16 protein-coding genes and 1 CRISPR repeat array are annotated in these 15,515 nt (G+C 36.9%); of the genes, 11 read left to right on the forward strand and 5 right to left on the reverse strand.

Going from position 1 to position 15,515, the window contains the following annotated elements; all coding sequences use genetic code 11:
• Positions 1-5 precede the first annotated feature (5 nt).
• From LVY74_RS04705 to LVY74_RS04720, 4 genes are read right to left on the reverse strand one after another with little or no spacing between them, the layout of a single operon-like run.
• Entirely contained in the window at positions 6-3,449 is a 3,444-nt protein-coding gene (locus LVY74_RS04705; RefSeq protein ID WP_237814040.1) for a DEAD/DEAH box helicase family protein, read from the reverse strand.
• Between the two features lie 52 nt (positions 3,450-3,501).
• The gene (locus tag LVY74_RS04710; RefSeq protein ID WP_237814041.1) at positions 3,502-3,894 is read right to left on the reverse strand and encodes a hypothetical protein; all 393 of its coding nucleotides are present in this window, start codon (positions 3,892-3,894) and stop codon (positions 3,502-3,504) included.
• 11 nt (positions 3,895-3,905) lie between these two features.
• On the reverse strand, positions 3,906-5,069 hold the full coding sequence (locus tag LVY74_RS17800) for a restriction endonuclease subunit S (RefSeq protein ID WP_237814042.1): 1,164 nt from the start codon (positions 5,067-5,069) through the stop codon (positions 3,906-3,908).
• Positions 5,066-6,547, reverse strand: coding sequence for a type I restriction-modification system subunit M (locus tag LVY74_RS04720; RefSeq protein WP_237814043.1), 1,482 nt, complete (start codon positions 6,545-6,547; stop codon positions 5,066-5,068). Before LVY74_RS04720 ends, LVY74_RS17800 begins: the two co-directional genes overlap by 4 nt.
• Positions 6,548-6,718: 171 nt before the next feature.
• On the opposite strand from LVY74_RS04720, the gene LVY74_RS04725 reads away from it, so the two are divergent.
• On the forward strand, positions 6,719-7,351 hold the full coding sequence (locus LVY74_RS04725) for a hypothetical protein (RefSeq protein ID WP_237814044.1): 633 nt from the start codon (positions 6,719-6,721) through the stop codon (positions 7,349-7,351).
• Here the strand turns inward: LVY74_RS04725 and LVY74_RS04730 are convergent.
• A complete protein-coding gene (locus tag LVY74_RS04730) occupies positions 7,348-7,566 on the reverse strand; it encodes a helix-turn-helix domain-containing protein (RefSeq protein WP_237814045.1) in 219 nt (72 codons plus the stop codon). The two genes, LVY74_RS04725 and LVY74_RS04730, sit on opposite strands and share 4 nt — an antisense overlap.
• A 95-nt stretch (positions 7,567-7,661) precedes the next feature.
• Between LVY74_RS04730 and LVY74_RS04735 the strand changes: the two genes are divergently transcribed.
• From LVY74_RS04735 to prpB, 10 genes are all read left to right on the forward strand, one after another.
• Positions 7,662-8,144: a hypothetical protein gene (locus tag LVY74_RS04735; protein ID WP_237814046.1), complete on the forward strand. Its 483-nt coding sequence runs from the start codon at positions 7,662-7,664 to the stop codon at positions 8,142-8,144.
• A 114-nt stretch (positions 8,145-8,258) separates the two neighbouring features.
• Positions 8,259-8,444: a DNA-binding protein gene (locus LVY74_RS04740; RefSeq protein WP_237814047.1), complete on the forward strand. Its 186-nt coding sequence runs from the start codon at positions 8,259-8,261 to the stop codon at positions 8,442-8,444.
• Positions 8,445-8,620: 176 nt separating this feature from the next.
• Positions 8,621-10,180, forward strand: a complete 1,560-nt coding sequence (gene istA / locus LVY74_RS04745) for an IS21 family transposase (RefSeq protein WP_237814048.1) — start codon at positions 8,621-8,623, stop codon at positions 10,178-10,180.
• A complete protein-coding gene (gene istB, locus LVY74_RS04750) occupies positions 10,173-10,922 on the forward strand; it encodes an IS21-like element helper ATPase IstB (protein ID WP_237814049.1) in 750 nt (249 codons plus the stop codon). The genes istA and istB overlap by 8 nt, the downstream gene beginning before the upstream one ends.
• Positions 10,923-10,985: 63 nt before the next feature.
• Positions 10,986-11,309, forward strand: coding sequence for a hypothetical protein (locus LVY74_RS04755; protein ID WP_237814050.1), 324 nt, complete (start codon positions 10,986-10,988; stop codon positions 11,307-11,309).
• Positions 11,310-11,321: 12 nt separating this feature from the next.
• Positions 11,322-12,314 carry a type I-Fv CRISPR-associated protein Cas5fv gene (cas5fv, locus tag LVY74_RS04760; RefSeq protein WP_237814051.1) on the forward strand — a complete coding sequence of 331 codons (993 nt, stop codon included), beginning with the start codon at positions 11,322-11,324 and terminating at the stop codon, positions 12,312-12,314.
• 10 nt (positions 12,315-12,324) lie between these two features.
• A complete protein-coding gene (gene cas6f, locus LVY74_RS04765) occupies positions 12,325-12,930 on the forward strand; it encodes a type I-F CRISPR-associated endoribonuclease Cas6/Csy4 (RefSeq protein ID WP_237814052.1) in 606 nt (201 codons plus the stop codon).
• A gap of 131 nt (positions 12,931-13,061) precedes the next feature.
• A CRISPR array of direct repeats spans positions 13,062-13,329; the repeat unit is 28 nt; unit sequence GTTCACTGCCATGTAGGCAGCTTAGAAA.
• Between the two features lie 140 nt (positions 13,330-13,469).
• The gene (locus LVY74_RS04770; RefSeq protein ID WP_151710236.1) at positions 13,470-13,667 is read left to right on the forward strand and encodes a hypothetical protein; all 198 of its coding nucleotides are present in this window, start codon (positions 13,470-13,472) and stop codon (positions 13,665-13,667) included.
• A gap of 239 nt (positions 13,668-13,906) precedes the next feature.
• Positions 13,907-14,608: a GntR family transcriptional regulator gene (locus LVY74_RS04775; protein WP_237814053.1), complete on the forward strand. Its 702-nt coding sequence runs from the start codon at positions 13,907-13,909 to the stop codon at positions 14,606-14,608.
• Positions 14,601-15,485, forward strand: coding sequence for a methylisocitrate lyase (prpB, locus tag LVY74_RS04780; protein WP_111891310.1), 885 nt, complete (start codon positions 14,601-14,603; stop codon positions 15,483-15,485). The genes LVY74_RS04775 and prpB overlap by 8 nt, the downstream gene beginning before the upstream one ends.
• Positions 15,486-15,515: the final 30 nt, after the last annotated feature.

Below are 15,515 nucleotides of genomic sequence, written 5' to 3' on the forward strand. Positions count from 1 at the left end.
ATAACCTATGCCACCGCACTCTGATTAAACGCTTCCACTACCTCAAATATTTCATCTGCATCTCCCTCACTAAACACACCATCAATGCCTTCATAGTGGATCTGGTTAAAAGGTGGTTCATATAGTTGAGAGGCTTCTAGCACACCACGCTGGGTCAGATGCTCAATCATCATTTCTATAAAACGAATCTGTTTCTCGTTGTAAGTCGTGCCTTGCAAATACTTCGAGAAAGCAGCCTGAACAGCCTGGCGTTCTAATCCCATCAAAGAGCGAATGAATAGCGGTAATGGTTGGTCTGTGCCAAAGCATTGTTCAAATTTTTCTTTACTTTCAACTTCCTGTGCTTCAAATACAAAGCGTTCAAGCTCATTCAAATCTGTAGGTGTTAATGTTAGGCCACGCTTTAATTTGGCGATGGTAATGTGGTTTTCATTGGCTTTGATAAAGCTTTCTACACGTTTACGGTATTGGGCAATGTTGACCCCTGTTGTCACTACCGGAAGGGAAACTGCTGTTGCTGAGCCAATTTCATCATCCAGCATGGAGTAGACAATCGTAGATGTGGTTTTTTCGATAAGTTTCACCAAGCCACGAATACGTTTACGCATCGACTCCAGCATCGGCAAGGTAATGTCTGTCCAGTATTCCTGCGTCTGGATGTCCTGAATCAGCTGGATTTGCGCTGCAATCACTGGAATATTGGCCTTGGTTTCGAGCTTGGACGCGATTTCAATCACCCGATTCATATAACCTTCAATGGCTTTGGCATTCTTTTCCAAGACCGCAAGTTCAATGTTGTAGCAAAGCATATCGAACAGTTTGGCTTCCAAGCTGTCCTGTTCCAGCTCGTTTGGAAGCTTGGAGATATGTTCTCGGAGTGTCCCGATGGCGAGGTCATCCAACTGATCCCAGGATGTTTTGTTCTTGAAATGCTCTACATGCTTCAATTCACTTCGGACAATGAAGTTGTCTTTGTTCATCGCCATGACTTCAGCATGTAAACCATCTCGCACCTCCGCCTGAACTGCTTTAAGTTCTTCACTCTGATAGTCAGGTGTGTTCAACAGACTGAGAATATTCAAGCGAGCTTTAAACAGGCGCTGTCCCAAAGGTTCTGTGGTAGAAACTGGCGCACCTTTAGGGTTTAAATTGAAATATTCAAAGTTTTCGCAATAATCAAAAATATAAAATTCAGATTTGTGGTGCTCAGGGGCAAATAGGTCTTTACACAATCGTGTGCCACGGCCAATCATCTGTATGAACTTAACTTTTGAACGTACCGCCTTAAAGAACACCAGATTGACCACTTCCGGCACATCAATCCCTGTGTCGAGCATATCGACTGAGATGGCGATCTGAGGCTCTGGCAAATCCTTCTTGCTAAAGTCATCAATCAGGCTTTGAGCATACTTGGTGGAATGGGTAATGACTCGGGCGAACTTGCCGTCATAGTGTGGATAGTTGTGGTTAAAGCGATCCGCAATAAACTCTGCATGCTTCTGATTGACGGCAAAGAGAATGGTTTTACCTAATCGGTCTCCACCTTCCACTTTGATGCCATTTTCCATCAGGTGTCGCAGCATCTTGTCTACGGTATCGGTATTGAACAGTTGCTTGTTGATCTGTGATGCACTGATTTCATCAGGTGTTTCCTGATCACCCCAATCCAGACTTTCCCAGTGTTCTTTTTCTGCATCTGAAAGCTCATGGTATTTGACACCTTCACGCATGAACTTGAGAGGCACGGAATAGGCTTTCGGTGGAACAAGATAGCCATCGGCAATCGCTTGATCCAGGTCATAGTAGTCCGTTGGGACACCGCTTTCCAAGCCGAACAAGGCATAGGTGTCACGATCAACCTCATCCCGAGGGGTTGCGGTCAAACCGACCAACAGGCTGTCGAAGTATTTGAATATTTCACCATACTTCTGATACACACTCCGGTGGGCTTCATCGACAATAATCATGTCAAACATGCCTGTGCCGTATTTTCGTGTCCCATCAGCATTCATCTCGTCAATCAGGCCCATCATGGTTTGATAGGTGGAGAGATAAACACGGCCATTCTGGGTTTTGCTTTCCACCAAATTGACAGGGGCTGCATCCTTAAGATTGGCTTTAAAGGCATTGGTTGCCTGTACCACCAATGAGGTACGATCCGCAAGGAACAGTACCTTTTGCACCACATTGGCTTTCATTAGCACATCGACCAGGGCAATCGCGGTACGGGTTTTACCTGTCCCTGTTGCCATGATCAGCAAGCCTGCGCGTTCTTTACGCTGAATCGCAGCAAGCATGGCTTTGATGGCACGAGTCTGATAGTAGCGTTCAACAATCTCGTGATTGATTGGAAAGCTGCTAAGATCAGGATTGTTTTTACGTCTTTCGATCAGACGATGCAATTCTGCCTGTGTATAGAAACCATGCACCAGACGCGGTGGGCCACCTTGGACATCATTCCAGATCCGGGTGCGATAACCATTGGTATAGAAAATAACAGGGCGTTGTCCGGTCTGCTTCTCTAAACAGTCAGCATACAGTTTGGCTTGTTGTTGACCAATATCTGGATCGGTAGATGTACGTTTGGCTTCCAGCACTGCCAAAGGCAAGCCGTTGCTATCGTAAAGTACATAATCAACAGCGCCTTTACCTGATGCACTTGGCATTCCTATAACTGGGACTTCTTCTCGCACTGATGTGCCAATTTCCCAGCCTGCTTCTTCAAGTAGGAGGTCGATCTTAAGCTTTCGTGTTTCGTCTTCTTTATAATCGGTATGGTCTTGAACTTTGCTGTTGGCAAGTTTGGCTTGTTCGACATCTGCACGCTTTTGAGCAAGTTCAGCATCAATATCAGCAAGCAGTTTTTCACGATCTTCTAAACTTGCAGAAAGTTCGAAAAGTTTCTGTTCTCGCTCACGTAGAGCTTTATGCTGTTCTGCAAATTCTTTCTCTTTGGCTTCAGTTTCTTTTTGCAGTTGTTCTTTGTTGGCAGTGATTTGCTGGGTATTGTCAGCATTTGGAATTAGTTTTGGGTTAAATATAATCGACTGAGAACGGTCTTTTGAAGGTGAACCGTAGTTACGCTCAAACCAGACATACATCAAGAAAAGATGCTGAATGTGTCTTACCGTTTCTTCATTGGTGAGTTGTTTGAACTTTTTCCCATGTACAGCACTGTTGCCGACCATGCGGATGTTATCCATTTTGTCCCAAATATAGGGAGGAATTAAATCTTTAAACTTTAAATCGTTGAGTAGGTTATGCAGTGAAGCATCATAAGGTTGGGTGAGTTTTTTATCGTATTGATAAAGCCATAGCACAAGATTTTCCAGTGATGTTCTTGCTGCTGCTAGGGCAAATTGAGGGGAAATATAAACGAGCTTTTCAGCCTCTTTGGCAGTGACTGCCAAGCTTTTAAAATCAGGTTCTAAAAACTGAAAGTTGCTCATATACATACCCCTCTATAATTATATTTAATTAACTAAGACATCGTTTTTTTAATTACTTAGAAAAAATACATAGACCTAATATATCTGGCGATTCATACTGTGTAGTTAGTACCGCTGAATAGCCTTTTGCCTTAAACATTTCTGTTAATTTGGTTGCATTCTCTAATCGTTTTTCTGCTCCTAATTCCATTTTACAAGTCTCATATTCATAGATTAATGGTAATACCTGATCTTGGGGAATACAGTAAACATTATCTAGTTCTATATCTTTGGATATGACCTCTCCGTAGATAGCTGCAAATTCTTCGTTATCGGTCCAATATTCTCCACGCCCATAATCTCCTGCATCACTAGCATATTTATTATGAAGATAATCAGATTCCTTTTTTAATCCTCTATACATCTTCTTTCTAAATTTTCCGACTGTACCTTCTTCTGGAAACATAATTCCTCCTATTAATTATCACTATTGAAAAATTGGTTTTGTAATGAAATAAACAATTGATTTTGAATACTTAGTTGTTTATAAAGCTTTTGCTTTAGATCTTCAATACTTAATGCAATTTTAGACCACTTTTCCTGTAAATCTAAGGATGGAGTAATAATATTTAAGGAGTTTAACTCATCAAGAGTTATCCCCTTAACAGTTGCTCCTTTACCTAAAGAAATGATGTACTTTTTGATGAAAAGTAAGAAATACAATAGAAAATGTTGTAGTATTTTTCCATTATCTTTAATAAATAGCGCCTTAATATCCTGATTAATTGCTACATTTTCAGAAGTTAAAGCAATTTTACCTAGGCCCATTCGAGTGGGCATAATTAAAGTTCCTTTAGGAATTATATTAGTTGAACTATTATTAACCCCATTCATAGTTATTGATTCAATAGCATTACTAATAAACAAATTTTCTTTAAAATCTTTGACTGTCACCCAAGGTATGTCACCATTCCAATATTCTTCAACATTTCGACTCGGAGTACCACCACCTTTAATTGATACAAGATTGTTTAATTTTGATATTTTTAATCCTTTAGCATTACAGATAGGATCACCAAACATATCAATAAAGGTGGCTTGCAAAAGCTGATCTAACTTTTCAATCGCTTGCTGACGTTTTTGACATAACTCTTCTACTTTATCTAAAATTGAGGCAATTCGGCGTTGTTCTGCGATTGGTGGGAGAGGGATTTTCATTGCTTTTAATTGATCTAATGTAATTCCTTTAACCGTTGCACCTTTACCCATTGAGACAATATTTTCTTTATTCGACTCCAAAAAACGTAAAAGATATTTTACATCTAATGTTTCTTTATCTTTAACAAACACAGCTTTCAAATCTTGATTGATTGCAACATCAATTTCTGAAATCACAACCTTACCTAAAGCCATTCGAGTTGGAATAATTATTGTGCCTTTAGTGATCAAATTAGAAGCACTATTTTTTAAACCTAATTCACTAATAAACTCTTGAGTTTCTGTCAAAGTAATACCTTCGTTTAAATCTTTGACTGTTGCCCACGGAATCGAATTCGCCCAATATTCTTCAACATTTCTACTAGGTGTACCGCCACCTTTGAAATCAACTAATACTCCTAACTCTTTAAAAACTAAACTCACTTAAGTAACTCCTTAAGTGCAGCCATTCCTTTTAAAATATCCTGCTCAAGTACGTCTAAATCCGCCAAAATTTTACTTGGTGTTTCATATTCCACTTGCTCATACACCACTTCCTTATAACGGTTAATCGACAGGTCATAACCATTGGTAGCAATATCGGCTTTATCCACCAAGAAACTTTGCTCAGTGACTTTACGATCTGCTTCCGCTTCTAAATTCTTAAAACGAGCAATAATGTCAGGGATATTGTTATTTTCATGCTTAGACGCATCGAGTTCATTACGCTTATCATCCAGCGAATAACCATCTGCCTGCATATCATAGAACCAAACTTTGTCCGTACCGCCAGACATGGTTTTGGTGAAAATCATAATGGCTGTAGAAACCCCTGCATAAGGCTTAAACACACCTGATGGCATGGAGATAATCGCTTCAAGCTTTTGCTCTTCCACGATCTTTTGACGCAAATCTTTATGCGCTTTAGACGAACCAAATAACACACCATCAGGCACAATCACGGCAGCACGACCGCCTGTTTTTAATAAACGTAAGAATAAAGCTAAAAACAATAATTCAGTCTTTTTAGTTTTCACTACAGCTTGAATATTCTTGGCACAGCTTTCATTGTCCAAACTGCCCGCAAAAGGTGGATTGGCAAGAATCAGACTGTACTTACTTTCAATATGTGAATGTGCTTCACTTAAAGAATCACGATTTTCAATACTTGGGTTTTCTACACCGTGTAGCATCATGTTCATAGAACCAATACGAAGCATGGTGCTGTCAAAATCATAACCAAAGAAGGTTTCTTCACTAAAACGTTTCGCTGCTTCAGGATTGGCAAAAATCTCGGTGCTGTGATGTTCATTTAAATATTCACTTGCAGCGACAAGAAAGCCTGCTGTACCACATGCAGGGTCACAGATGGTATCGGTTGGCTTCGGTTGCATTAGTTCCACAATCATCTTGATAATATGGCGTGGGGTACGGAACTGACCATTTTGACCTGCTGACGCAATTTTACCGAGCATATATTCGTAAATATCACCCTTGGTATCTTTGTCATCCATTGGGACTTCAGCTAACAGATCAACCACTTTGGTTAACAGTGCAGGCGTAGGAATGGTAAAACGTGCATCCTTCATGTGATGACTATAGGTTGTGTCATCTTCTGCACCTAAGTTTTTAATGAATGGAAAAACCTCATTGGCAATAGTGCTATACAACGTCGCAGCATCACCCAAAGTAATAAACTTAGACCAACGTAAATGATCTTGCTCAGGAGTAAAAATAGGATGCTCTACGCTTTTCTTTAACCGATTGGCTTTCTTTTCTTTAGTGATCTGAATTTCATCAAGTCGGCGAATAAACAGCAAATAGGTCATCTGCTCCATGACCTCTAGAGGATTTGAAATACCACCACTCCAAAATGCGTTCCAAATCTGGTCAATTTTGCTTTTAATTTCGCCTGTAATCACTTAGATGACTCTCAAAATTTCTTTAAATCTATTGTCTTAAATTTGTAGGGGAAAAGCTATAAGACTTAAAGCATAACGACATTTTATGTCGTTTTGACCAACGTGTGATCTGTTTAAATTTCAATCGTCATGTTTAGATTTAAGAATAAATCATTGAAGTGAAAATTAAATATGGAATGGGTAAGCGTAATAGTTTCAATCCTAGGATTAAGCTGGGTTGTTTTTTGTTTCAAATGGCTGTTTTCAAGAGATTTTAGGGAAACTTTAAAAAGAAATGTTTTTAAGAATACTCGTGAAGAAACGGATGAATACAATAAATATGTGAGTGAACCATCAAAAGAGCACTGGCAATTACAGAATGCAACCAATCAATATTTAGGGACAGGAAAATTTCATTACAGCCTCATCATTAGAAGTTTCAAGAAAACGTGGGATTTTAGAGATAAAGTTCGAGACTTAAACTTTGCATGGTTTTTTATAGAGCAAAAAATTGAGAACGAAAATGCTGAACTGTTCTATACACGTAAAAAATCAACGATTGAATTTATTAAACAAGCGAATATCTTGATCTGTGTAATAGCTGCAATTTCATATTGTTGTGCAATTATTTTTGAATTGGTTTGGTTAGAAACTGCAATTAAAAACTGGAACTTTAGCAAAGAATCTTACGATCATTGGAGATTAATAGTCCTGACATTTTTTGTGATTTTTATTCCAATCTTCGCATATTGGGGAAGTAAAGCCAGTGTAGCTTTATCATTAAAGAATACTTTTGATATTCAAGAAAAAAATGCTGAAAATTAAGACTCTAATGTTGGTAACAGCTCTTGAGGATTAATCTTGAGTATTTCTGCAATTTCATAGAGCTTTTCAACCGTAATGTTTACTTCGCCACGCTCGATACGACCGACATAGCTACGGTCTATTCCACATTGAAGTGCTAAAGACTCTTGAGTAATTTGCAATTCTAATCTTTTACTGCGGATTAACTGACCAATTGCAATTGATAATTCTGTCATTTGAAACCAATTGTTCAAAAAACAGAAATATCACCAATTGAGGATTACATATCCACGGACTATAATCCTCTTTTGCTTTTTTAATGAAAATTCATATGTTTGACTTTTATCTACCACTTGAGAGTTACTTCGTAAAAATATTGCTAGAAAATAAAATTCAAAACTGGGAAGCAAAATTATTTTGGTTAAATATTGAACACTTAAATCAATTAGAAGATAAGACTTTAAGGCAGCAAATGTACAATGGACTCAGAGTTTTAACATCTAATGGTTTTTTAAGTGTTGAATATTCGAGATATAATGATAGAGTATTTTTATATAGTGAGACTATAAAATTATATGGGCTTAGAGAACAGGTTTTAGCTAAAAACTACAATAAACTAATTCAAAATGAAAAAAAATTAATTAACAAAGAATTAGAAGATTTTGAGCTTCAAAATAAATTTATTGATGAATTATATTTAAAATACCCTGAACTAGCTCCTCAGTATTTTAAGCTAAAAAATAAAATAAGTTTAAGCCAACAATATTCTGATGCTAAGCTTAAAGCTATTGAGGGTTTAATGGAATTAATTTAAAAGTATTTAAAACTTATACAAGATGTAAATATAAATTTTATAAATAAAAAACTTCTTGAAATTAATAATTTTTGCATATATTTTTCTTCCAGATTCTTCTGTGAATTATTTTTTATGAATACACCTGAACAAATTCGAAATAATTTTTTTAAAGATGGATATTCTATTTCTCAGTGGGCTAAAGATAACAACTTTCCAGTAGATTTAGTCTACAAAGTCTTAAGTAATAATCGTATTCCATCTAGAGGAAAAAGCCATGAAATTGCAATAAAATTAGGTATGAAGGAGAAAAATATATGAATTAATTCAAGTAACTTTTTTAATTGCAGAAAGTATAAAGACCCATGCGGTAACATGAGTCTTTATAGGTTTGTCTTTTACTTGGATGTGCAAGACAAATTCATTCTAAAAGACATTGGTTATTTTATCAATGTTCAGGGTGCTTTCTGCCTCATTTTTTATTTTAGAGGTATGTTATGCGTATAGAAACTGATAAAATTCGACAAACTGTTAGGCTGTTAAATCTACAACATAGCCAAAGGGACATATCTAAAAAAGTTGGCATTTCTAGAGATTCTGTCAAAACAATTCGTGACAAGTTAGAACTTTTTCCAATTTTAAATAGTGAACTCAATTTATTTACAAATACAGAGTTACTTGATTATTTTGAGCTTTCTCATGTCATAAATTATCCAACTCGAAAAATCTACCCTAACTTTGATTACATCAGTCAAGAAATTAAAAAACGAGATATAACGCTAGAGTTACTTTGGCAAGAATATATTTGTCAGTATGAAAATGGTCTTTCATACTCTCGCTTCTGTGAGGTATTTAGAAAATTTCAGAAGAAGCGGCATGCTTCAATGCGGCAAAATTTCAAAAGTGGAGAAGCTTTACTCGTCGACTTTTGTGGCCGTACAATGGAAGTAATCTCACCAGTGGATGGTTTAAGAAGCCGTGTCCAAGTATTTGTTGGTGTCTTAGGAGCATCTACCTATACTTTTGCTTATGCTGTTCCCAGTCAAAAAGTGGAACATTGGCTTCAATGTTTTATTAAAACATTTGAACACATCGGTGGTGTGCCAAACACGATAATCACAGACAACCTTAAAGCAGCTGTGATTAAAAATAATAAATCAGGTTTAGAATTTCAAAAAGATTTTGAAGACTTGGCTGAATATTATGATTTTGCCATTATGCCAACACGTCCTCGTCACCCGAAAGATAAAGGGTTAGCTGAAGTAAGTGTGCAAATTGTTCAACGCTCCATATTAGCATCCTTACGGAATCAAAATTTTTTTTCTATTGAAGAATTAAATCTAGCGATTCAGGAAAAAATGGATGTCATCAATAAAAAAGTGACTAGACGTTTTACCATCAGTCGATATGAGCAATTTTTAACATTAGATAGTAAAGATTTGAGTCCATTACCCGTTTACCCATATGAACTTTGCACATGGAAGCGAAATGTTCGTGTGAGTGAGTTCTATCGAGTTGAATATAGAACAAATCAATATTCTGTTCCGTACACTCACATACATTTGCATGTAGATCTCAAAATTACCGGAACAGCCCTACATATTTTTTATGAACGTGAAAAAATTGCCGAACATGTTCTAAATAGTGGCACTCATAAAGACATTTGTGTTGATGAACATATGTCACCAGAACATCTCGCTCAAAAAGGATTATCAAAGGATGAAATTATATTTTGGGCAAATCGTGCGGGCTCCAACACTTCAAAGTATGTTCATCACATCCTAAACCAAAAACGAGATCTTGCACAAAGTATTAAATCACTTAATAAATTTAGAAAATGGGTAGTCGAAAATCAAATGTCGCACTGTCTTGAAAATGCCTGTAATTTTGCAATGCAACGACAAATTTATACTCTAGACCGACTGCGTACTATCATTGCCAACAATACATATCACTTAGAGCAAACTATTGATGCATTACCTTCTAGATCAACATCACACACAAATATTCGTGGAATTGATTACTATTTAAATCATTCTGGAGCTTCTCATGCTTAAAATATCAGTTAAAAATAAGCTAGAGCAACTGAAGCTACTGGGATTTCTACGTACAGCAGAAAGCTCTTTAGATCAAGTGATCACAAATAATATGGGTTTTGAGGACTTCTTAGATTTTTGTTTGGACGCAGAATTGAATGATCGCAGCAATCGACGAATTGAACGGCTATTTACAGTTGCAAAACTTCGCTATCCAAGTGCTAGGTTAGAGCATCTTGACTATGATCCTGAACGAAAACTTAAAAAATCTGATATTAGTCGTTATGCAAATTGTGAGTGGATTGCTAATTATCGCGGACTCATCATTTCAGGGGCAACTGGCGTTGGAAAATCATGGTTAGCTTGTGCATTAGGTGCTGAGGCATGTCATCGTAGTTATAGTGTTATGTACTTCAATGCAGTAAGTCTGTTCGATGAAATCGGGACTGCCATATCTTTAGGCGAGATTAAAAATTTCAAGAAAAAAATATGCTCTACCAAATTACTTATTATTGATGATTTTGGATTGGGAGGATTTAATCAAGCATTAGCTCCTTCATTTCTTGAAATTATTGACAAACAATCTCAAAGTGGAGGCCTATTAATTACCAGTCAAGTTCCAAAAAAATTATGGTTTGAACAATTCCACGATCCAACTATTGCTGATGCTGTGATGGATAGAATTTTACATAGATCCTATGAGTTAGAGATTAAAGGAAGATCTTACAGAGAAAAAATTTACGCCAATAAAGATAATAACTAGTTTTTTTTAACTAAAGTGGCCTACTAGGAATAAGAATGACTGGTATGCCACATACAGGAATGAGTGGCTGACTTATCCAGTAATTTGCAATCAAGAGAGCCTAAAGCGGTATTTAATGAAAAATATGCACGGAAAGGTTCAATATATAAGGAATATGAAGCTGGTATTTTGCTCGACAATACTGCTATTGATATTTTAGTCAAAGAAACGCTAACGATGATTGAAGAACTTGTGATTAAGCAAGCAAAGGGTTATATGTGTGTAGACACAGTTGAAGTGGATTATAACGATAGCTATAAAATGATGCGAATTAAGCAGCCAAAGCTACAAAGTCAAGTGAATTCAGAACATCAAACAGTTTATGCTATTTATTATGAAGTTGTCTAATGAGGAGGTTATATGCAGATTATTATTGAATATGAATCCTCTTGGAGAAACTCTTTTTTGTCAGATGAAAAAGAAGAAGGGGATTTAAAACGTAGTTTTGTTGCAACGTCAAAACAGTTACCAAAAAACTTCAAAGAAGTTGGAATTACTCATAATACAGTTATGGGAATTTTAAATCGTCTTATTGGTGAGCAAAAGAAATTATTCAAGGCTCGGCAAAGAGATGACTATTTTTTTAAAGAAATAGAATCTAAAGTTACTTTTTTTGATAAATCAGAAGAAACATCAGAAATTGTTTATTTGAGAAATGTAAGTAAAGACAGTGAAGATCCCAAAGCTTTTACAGGTATTGTTAAGGCTGCAGATCTATCGTTCACCTCTGATTATTCATTGTTTTTATGGGGTGTACTTTTTCTGGAACTAGATGAAATCATCAAGTTTGTATTGAACGATGAAAGAATTGATTTATTAAAGTTTGAGCAAAGAATTCATCCCATAGATATAAAAAATCGTTTATCAAGTTTTAGTGGGACTGTAAATATCGAAGGGGAAATTTCTAGACTGATTGAGAAATTTGAAAAAAATCTTATTGATTTTGAAATGAAAAATTTAGAAGAGAAGATAAATATATCTACTATTTATGCTTTGCTTATTTATTGGCAACTCAATCAGCTTAGAAAGCAATATGATGTTAGTTCTGTTTTATCACCACAAGGGAAATTAACAGGTATTTCTTTATCTGGGATTTTTACTGAAAAAGATTTCATGGCTCGATATTCATCGGGAGGTAAAAAAAAATCATGGGGTTCACCATTTCTACTTCCTTCAAAGAAATTTTCAGAGCCAACTAAAATGCTTACAAAAGCTAATAAAGGTCAGTTAGAAATCCACTTAAATATTTCCAAAGATCAAGCTCGAGATTTGGAAGAAAAGATTGAAAATGCGGGTGTATCTTCCTTTTACTTAGGTAAAAAAGGGCTTGCGTATGTTACAGATATTCGATGAGGTCATTTGAATGAAATATTATATTGAACTGACTTTAATCAAAACTGATGATTTTTCACCTTATGAACTATGGTCACGTATTTATACTCAGTTGCATATTGCTTTGGCTGAAATAAAAGATACAAATAATAAAGTCAATATTGGAGTTTCATTTCCTCAATATCGCTTTCATGCTGAAAAAGGTATTGGATTTTTAGGTGAAAAATTACGTTTGTTTGCCCTATCTGAAAATAGTTTAGAGCAGTTAAATATTCGTAAGTGGTTAGAACGCTTGGTTGACTATGTTCATGTCAGTTCTATACGCGAAGTGCCTGAGAGTAAAGTCACAGGTTATGCCATTTATAGGCGTAAGCAATTTAAAACTAATGCTGAGCGTTTGGCACGTCATCGTGTAAAACGTGGTGATATTGGCTTTGATGAAGCACTCGCTCGGTATAGCCATGTCGTGAAGACCACTAACTTACCGTATATTGAGATGCTGAGTTTAAGCACTTCAGATGAACAGGATAAAAAACGATTTAAATTGTTCATTGAAAAGCAGCCTGCTGAAAAATCTGAAACTCAGGTTTTTAGTACTTATGGATTAAGTTCAGAAGCATCTGTACCCGAATTTTAACCCAATATTTTTTGACTCTTTAACAGTTTAATAAAATCAATAAGTTATAGTAGTGAGTAAAAACTTGGGTCTTTTGCTAGATTTTAGGTTTAACTCACTGTTATGGCTTTATTTTTTGTGATAATTTTATAGTTCACTGCCATGTAGGCAGCTTAGAAATGCTACTGGTGAATCTACAGATTTAGAACTCAGTTCACTGCCATGTAGGCAGCTTAGAAAAAGAAACAGCATAAGAACGATGAACAAAAGAAGTTCACTGCCATGTAGGCAGCTTAGAAAAAAGTGAAGACACGAATAACATAGTTTTCTATGTTCACTGCCATGTAGGCAGCTTAGAAATGACCGCAAAATTGCAATTTGCACTTGCGGTTGTTCACTGCCATGTAGGCAGCATATTCGAATTTAGTGATGATATAGGGCAGTTATATCGAAAATATGATCAAATTATAGAAAGTTTGTTACTTTAAATTCACAGTGAACAGGGGCAAAAAAAATTATGATATGTACATAAAGCAGCAAAATTATTGGGGGTATGAGATATGGATCACATTTTGGTTGAATTACTTCAAACCATTAAACATGAGAAACAAGGCTGTGAGCCAAAAGTATATGATATGGGGACATTATTAAAAGTTATTCATGATGCTCATGATACATATTTGGTCACGGCAGATGATGAACTCTTTTCATTTTCATTGCGTAAAGTCGATGAAGGCATCGTTTGGGTAAAAGTTTAAAGCCTTAAATATCATCTTAATAATTGAAAGCCCTTTGTTATTACAAAGGGCTTTTTTTATATCTAAGGATTTTAAGTCTTAGATTGTCAACAATTCAAAAAAATTAGATTAAAAAATAACCCAAATTTTCGTCTTATAGCACCTTAGTCGTAGAATGTGATTTATATTGTTGACAATATATTGTTTTTTGCTAAAAAATAGGCATGATTTAGTGATCTTCAATAAGAATTGTCAACACTATGCAAAATTTGTCAGAAAACCCTATCGAAAAGGGTTACCAAACGCTCACAGACCAGATTTTTTATAAAATCCAGTCGGCGATTATTTGTGGTGAACTTGCCGCAGGAAGCAAGATTTCTGAACCTGAACTTGCGCGTGTTTATGGCATTAGTCGAGGCCCTTTGCGTGAAGCGATTCATCGCCTAGAAGGACAAAAACTGGTTGAACGGACTGCCCATGTCGGTGCGCGTGTGGTGTCACTCTCTCATCAGCAGTTGCATGAACTCTATCAGATTCGTGAAAACCTTGAAGGTCTCGCTTGTCGTCTTGCTGCACAGCATATTGATAAAAAACAGATTCTAATTCTAAGAGATATTTTAAAGCGTCACGCTGAAGATGATGCATTTAAAGCGGGTAAGGGATATTTTTTGCAGGAAGGTGAAGATGACTTTCACTATTGCATCATTAAAACCAGTGGTAACAAGACCTTAGAAAAAATGCTGTGTGATGAGTTATATCACCTGATTCGTATGTACCGTATTCAATTTTCCAAAACGCCAAATCGCCCGCATCAGGCCTTTAACGAACATATTCGTATTTTAGATGCGATTGCTGATGGCGATGCCGAACTTGCCGAATTGTTGATGCGCCGTCATATCGCTGCATCTTATAAAAATATTGAATCCAACTGGATTCAAGCTCAAGGAGAAAAACATGTCTAATTTATCTGCGGGTCAGCGTTTCCGCGATGCTGTTGCGGCTGAAAAACCGTTACAGGTCGTCGGTACGATCAACGCCAACCACGCCTTACTGGCAAAACGTGCAGGCTATAAAGCCATCTATTTATCAGGAGGTGGGGTCGCCGCAGGCTCATTAGGTTTGCCCGATTTAGGCATTAGTAACTTGGACGATGTGTTGACCGATGTTCGCCGTATCACCGATGTGTGTGATTTACCGTTATTGGTTGATGCAGACACAGGCTTTGGCGCTTCAGCATTTAACATTGCACGTACCACCAAATCGTTAATCAAGTTTGGTGCAGCAGCCATGCACATTGAAGATCAGGTTGGGGCAAAACGCTGTGGACACCGCCCAAACAAGGCGATTGTTTCACAACAGGAAATGGTCGATCGCATTAAAGCCGCAGTTGATGCGCGTGGCGATGACAAGTTTGTAATTATGGCGCGTACCGATGCTTTGGCGGTTGAAGGCTTGCAAGCTGCTATTGATCGTGCTGGGGCATATATTGAAGCAGGTGCAGATATGCTGTTCCCTGAAGCGATTACTGAACTGTCGATGTACAAACAATTTGCCGATGCTGTACACGTACCGATCTTAGCCAATATTACCGAATTTGGTTCTACGCCTTTATTTACCACAGAAGAACTGGCTTCTGCCGATGTCAGTATCGCGTTGTATCCACTGTCAGCATTCCGTGCCATGAACAAAGCGGCTGAAAATGTGTATCAGACTTTGCGTCAAGAGGGCACACAGAAAAATGTGGTTGATACCATGCAAACCCGTCAGGAGTTGTATGACCGTATTAACTACCATCAGTTTGAACAGTATTTAGATGCCTCATTCGCTAAAAATAAATAAGCATCTGACACTCAAATTGACCCCCTAATT

Origin of the sequence: Acinetobacter sp. ME22 (assembly GCF_022012315.1) — a bacterium.
Lineage (GTDB): Bacteria > Pseudomonadota > Gammaproteobacteria > Pseudomonadales > Moraxellaceae > Acinetobacter > Acinetobacter brisouii_A.

What these genes read in the sequence shown, in the direction of transcription:
- LVY74_RS04705 (WP_237814040.1), bottom strand. Translation starts at nt 3,449, where the DNA reads ATGAGCAACTTTCAGTTTTTAGAACCTGATTTTAAAAGCTTGGCAGTC.
- LVY74_RS04710 (WP_237814041.1), bottom strand. Translation starts at nt 3,894, where the DNA reads ATGTTTCCAGAAGAAGGTACAGTCGGAAAATTTAGAAAGAAGATGTAT.
- LVY74_RS04725 (WP_237814044.1), top strand. Translation starts at nt 6,719, where the DNA reads ATGGAATGGGTAAGCGTAATAGTTTCAATCCTAGGATTAAGCTGGGTT.
- LVY74_RS04730 (WP_237814045.1), bottom strand. Translation starts at nt 7,566, where the DNA reads ATGACAGAATTATCAATTGCAATTGGTCAGTTAATCCGCAGTAAAAGA.
- LVY74_RS04735 (WP_237814046.1), top strand. Translation starts at nt 7,662, where the DNA reads ATGTTTGACTTTTATCTACCACTTGAGAGTTACTTCGTAAAAATATTG.
- LVY74_RS04740 (WP_237814047.1), top strand. Translation starts at nt 8,259, where the DNA reads ATGAATACACCTGAACAAATTCGAAATAATTTTTTTAAAGATGGATAT.
- istA (WP_237814048.1), top strand. Translation starts at nt 8,621, where the DNA reads ATGCGTATAGAAACTGATAAAATTCGACAAACTGTTAGGCTGTTAAAT.
- istB (WP_237814049.1), top strand. Translation starts at nt 10,173, where the DNA reads ATGCTTAAAATATCAGTTAAAAATAAGCTAGAGCAACTGAAGCTACTG.
- cas5fv (WP_237814051.1), top strand. Translation starts at nt 11,322, where the DNA reads ATGCAGATTATTATTGAATATGAATCCTCTTGGAGAAACTCTTTTTTG.
- cas6f (WP_237814052.1), top strand. Translation starts at nt 12,325, where the DNA reads ATGAAATATTATATTGAACTGACTTTAATCAAAACTGATGATTTTTCA.
- LVY74_RS04770 (WP_151710236.1), top strand. Translation starts at nt 13,470, where the DNA reads ATGGATCACATTTTGGTTGAATTACTTCAAACCATTAAACATGAGAAA.
- LVY74_RS04775 (WP_237814053.1), top strand. Translation starts at nt 13,907, where the DNA reads ATGCAAAATTTGTCAGAAAACCCTATCGAAAAGGGTTACCAAACGCTC.
- prpB (WP_111891310.1), top strand. Translation starts at nt 14,601, where the DNA reads ATGTCTAATTTATCTGCGGGTCAGCGTTTCCGCGATGCTGTTGCGGCT.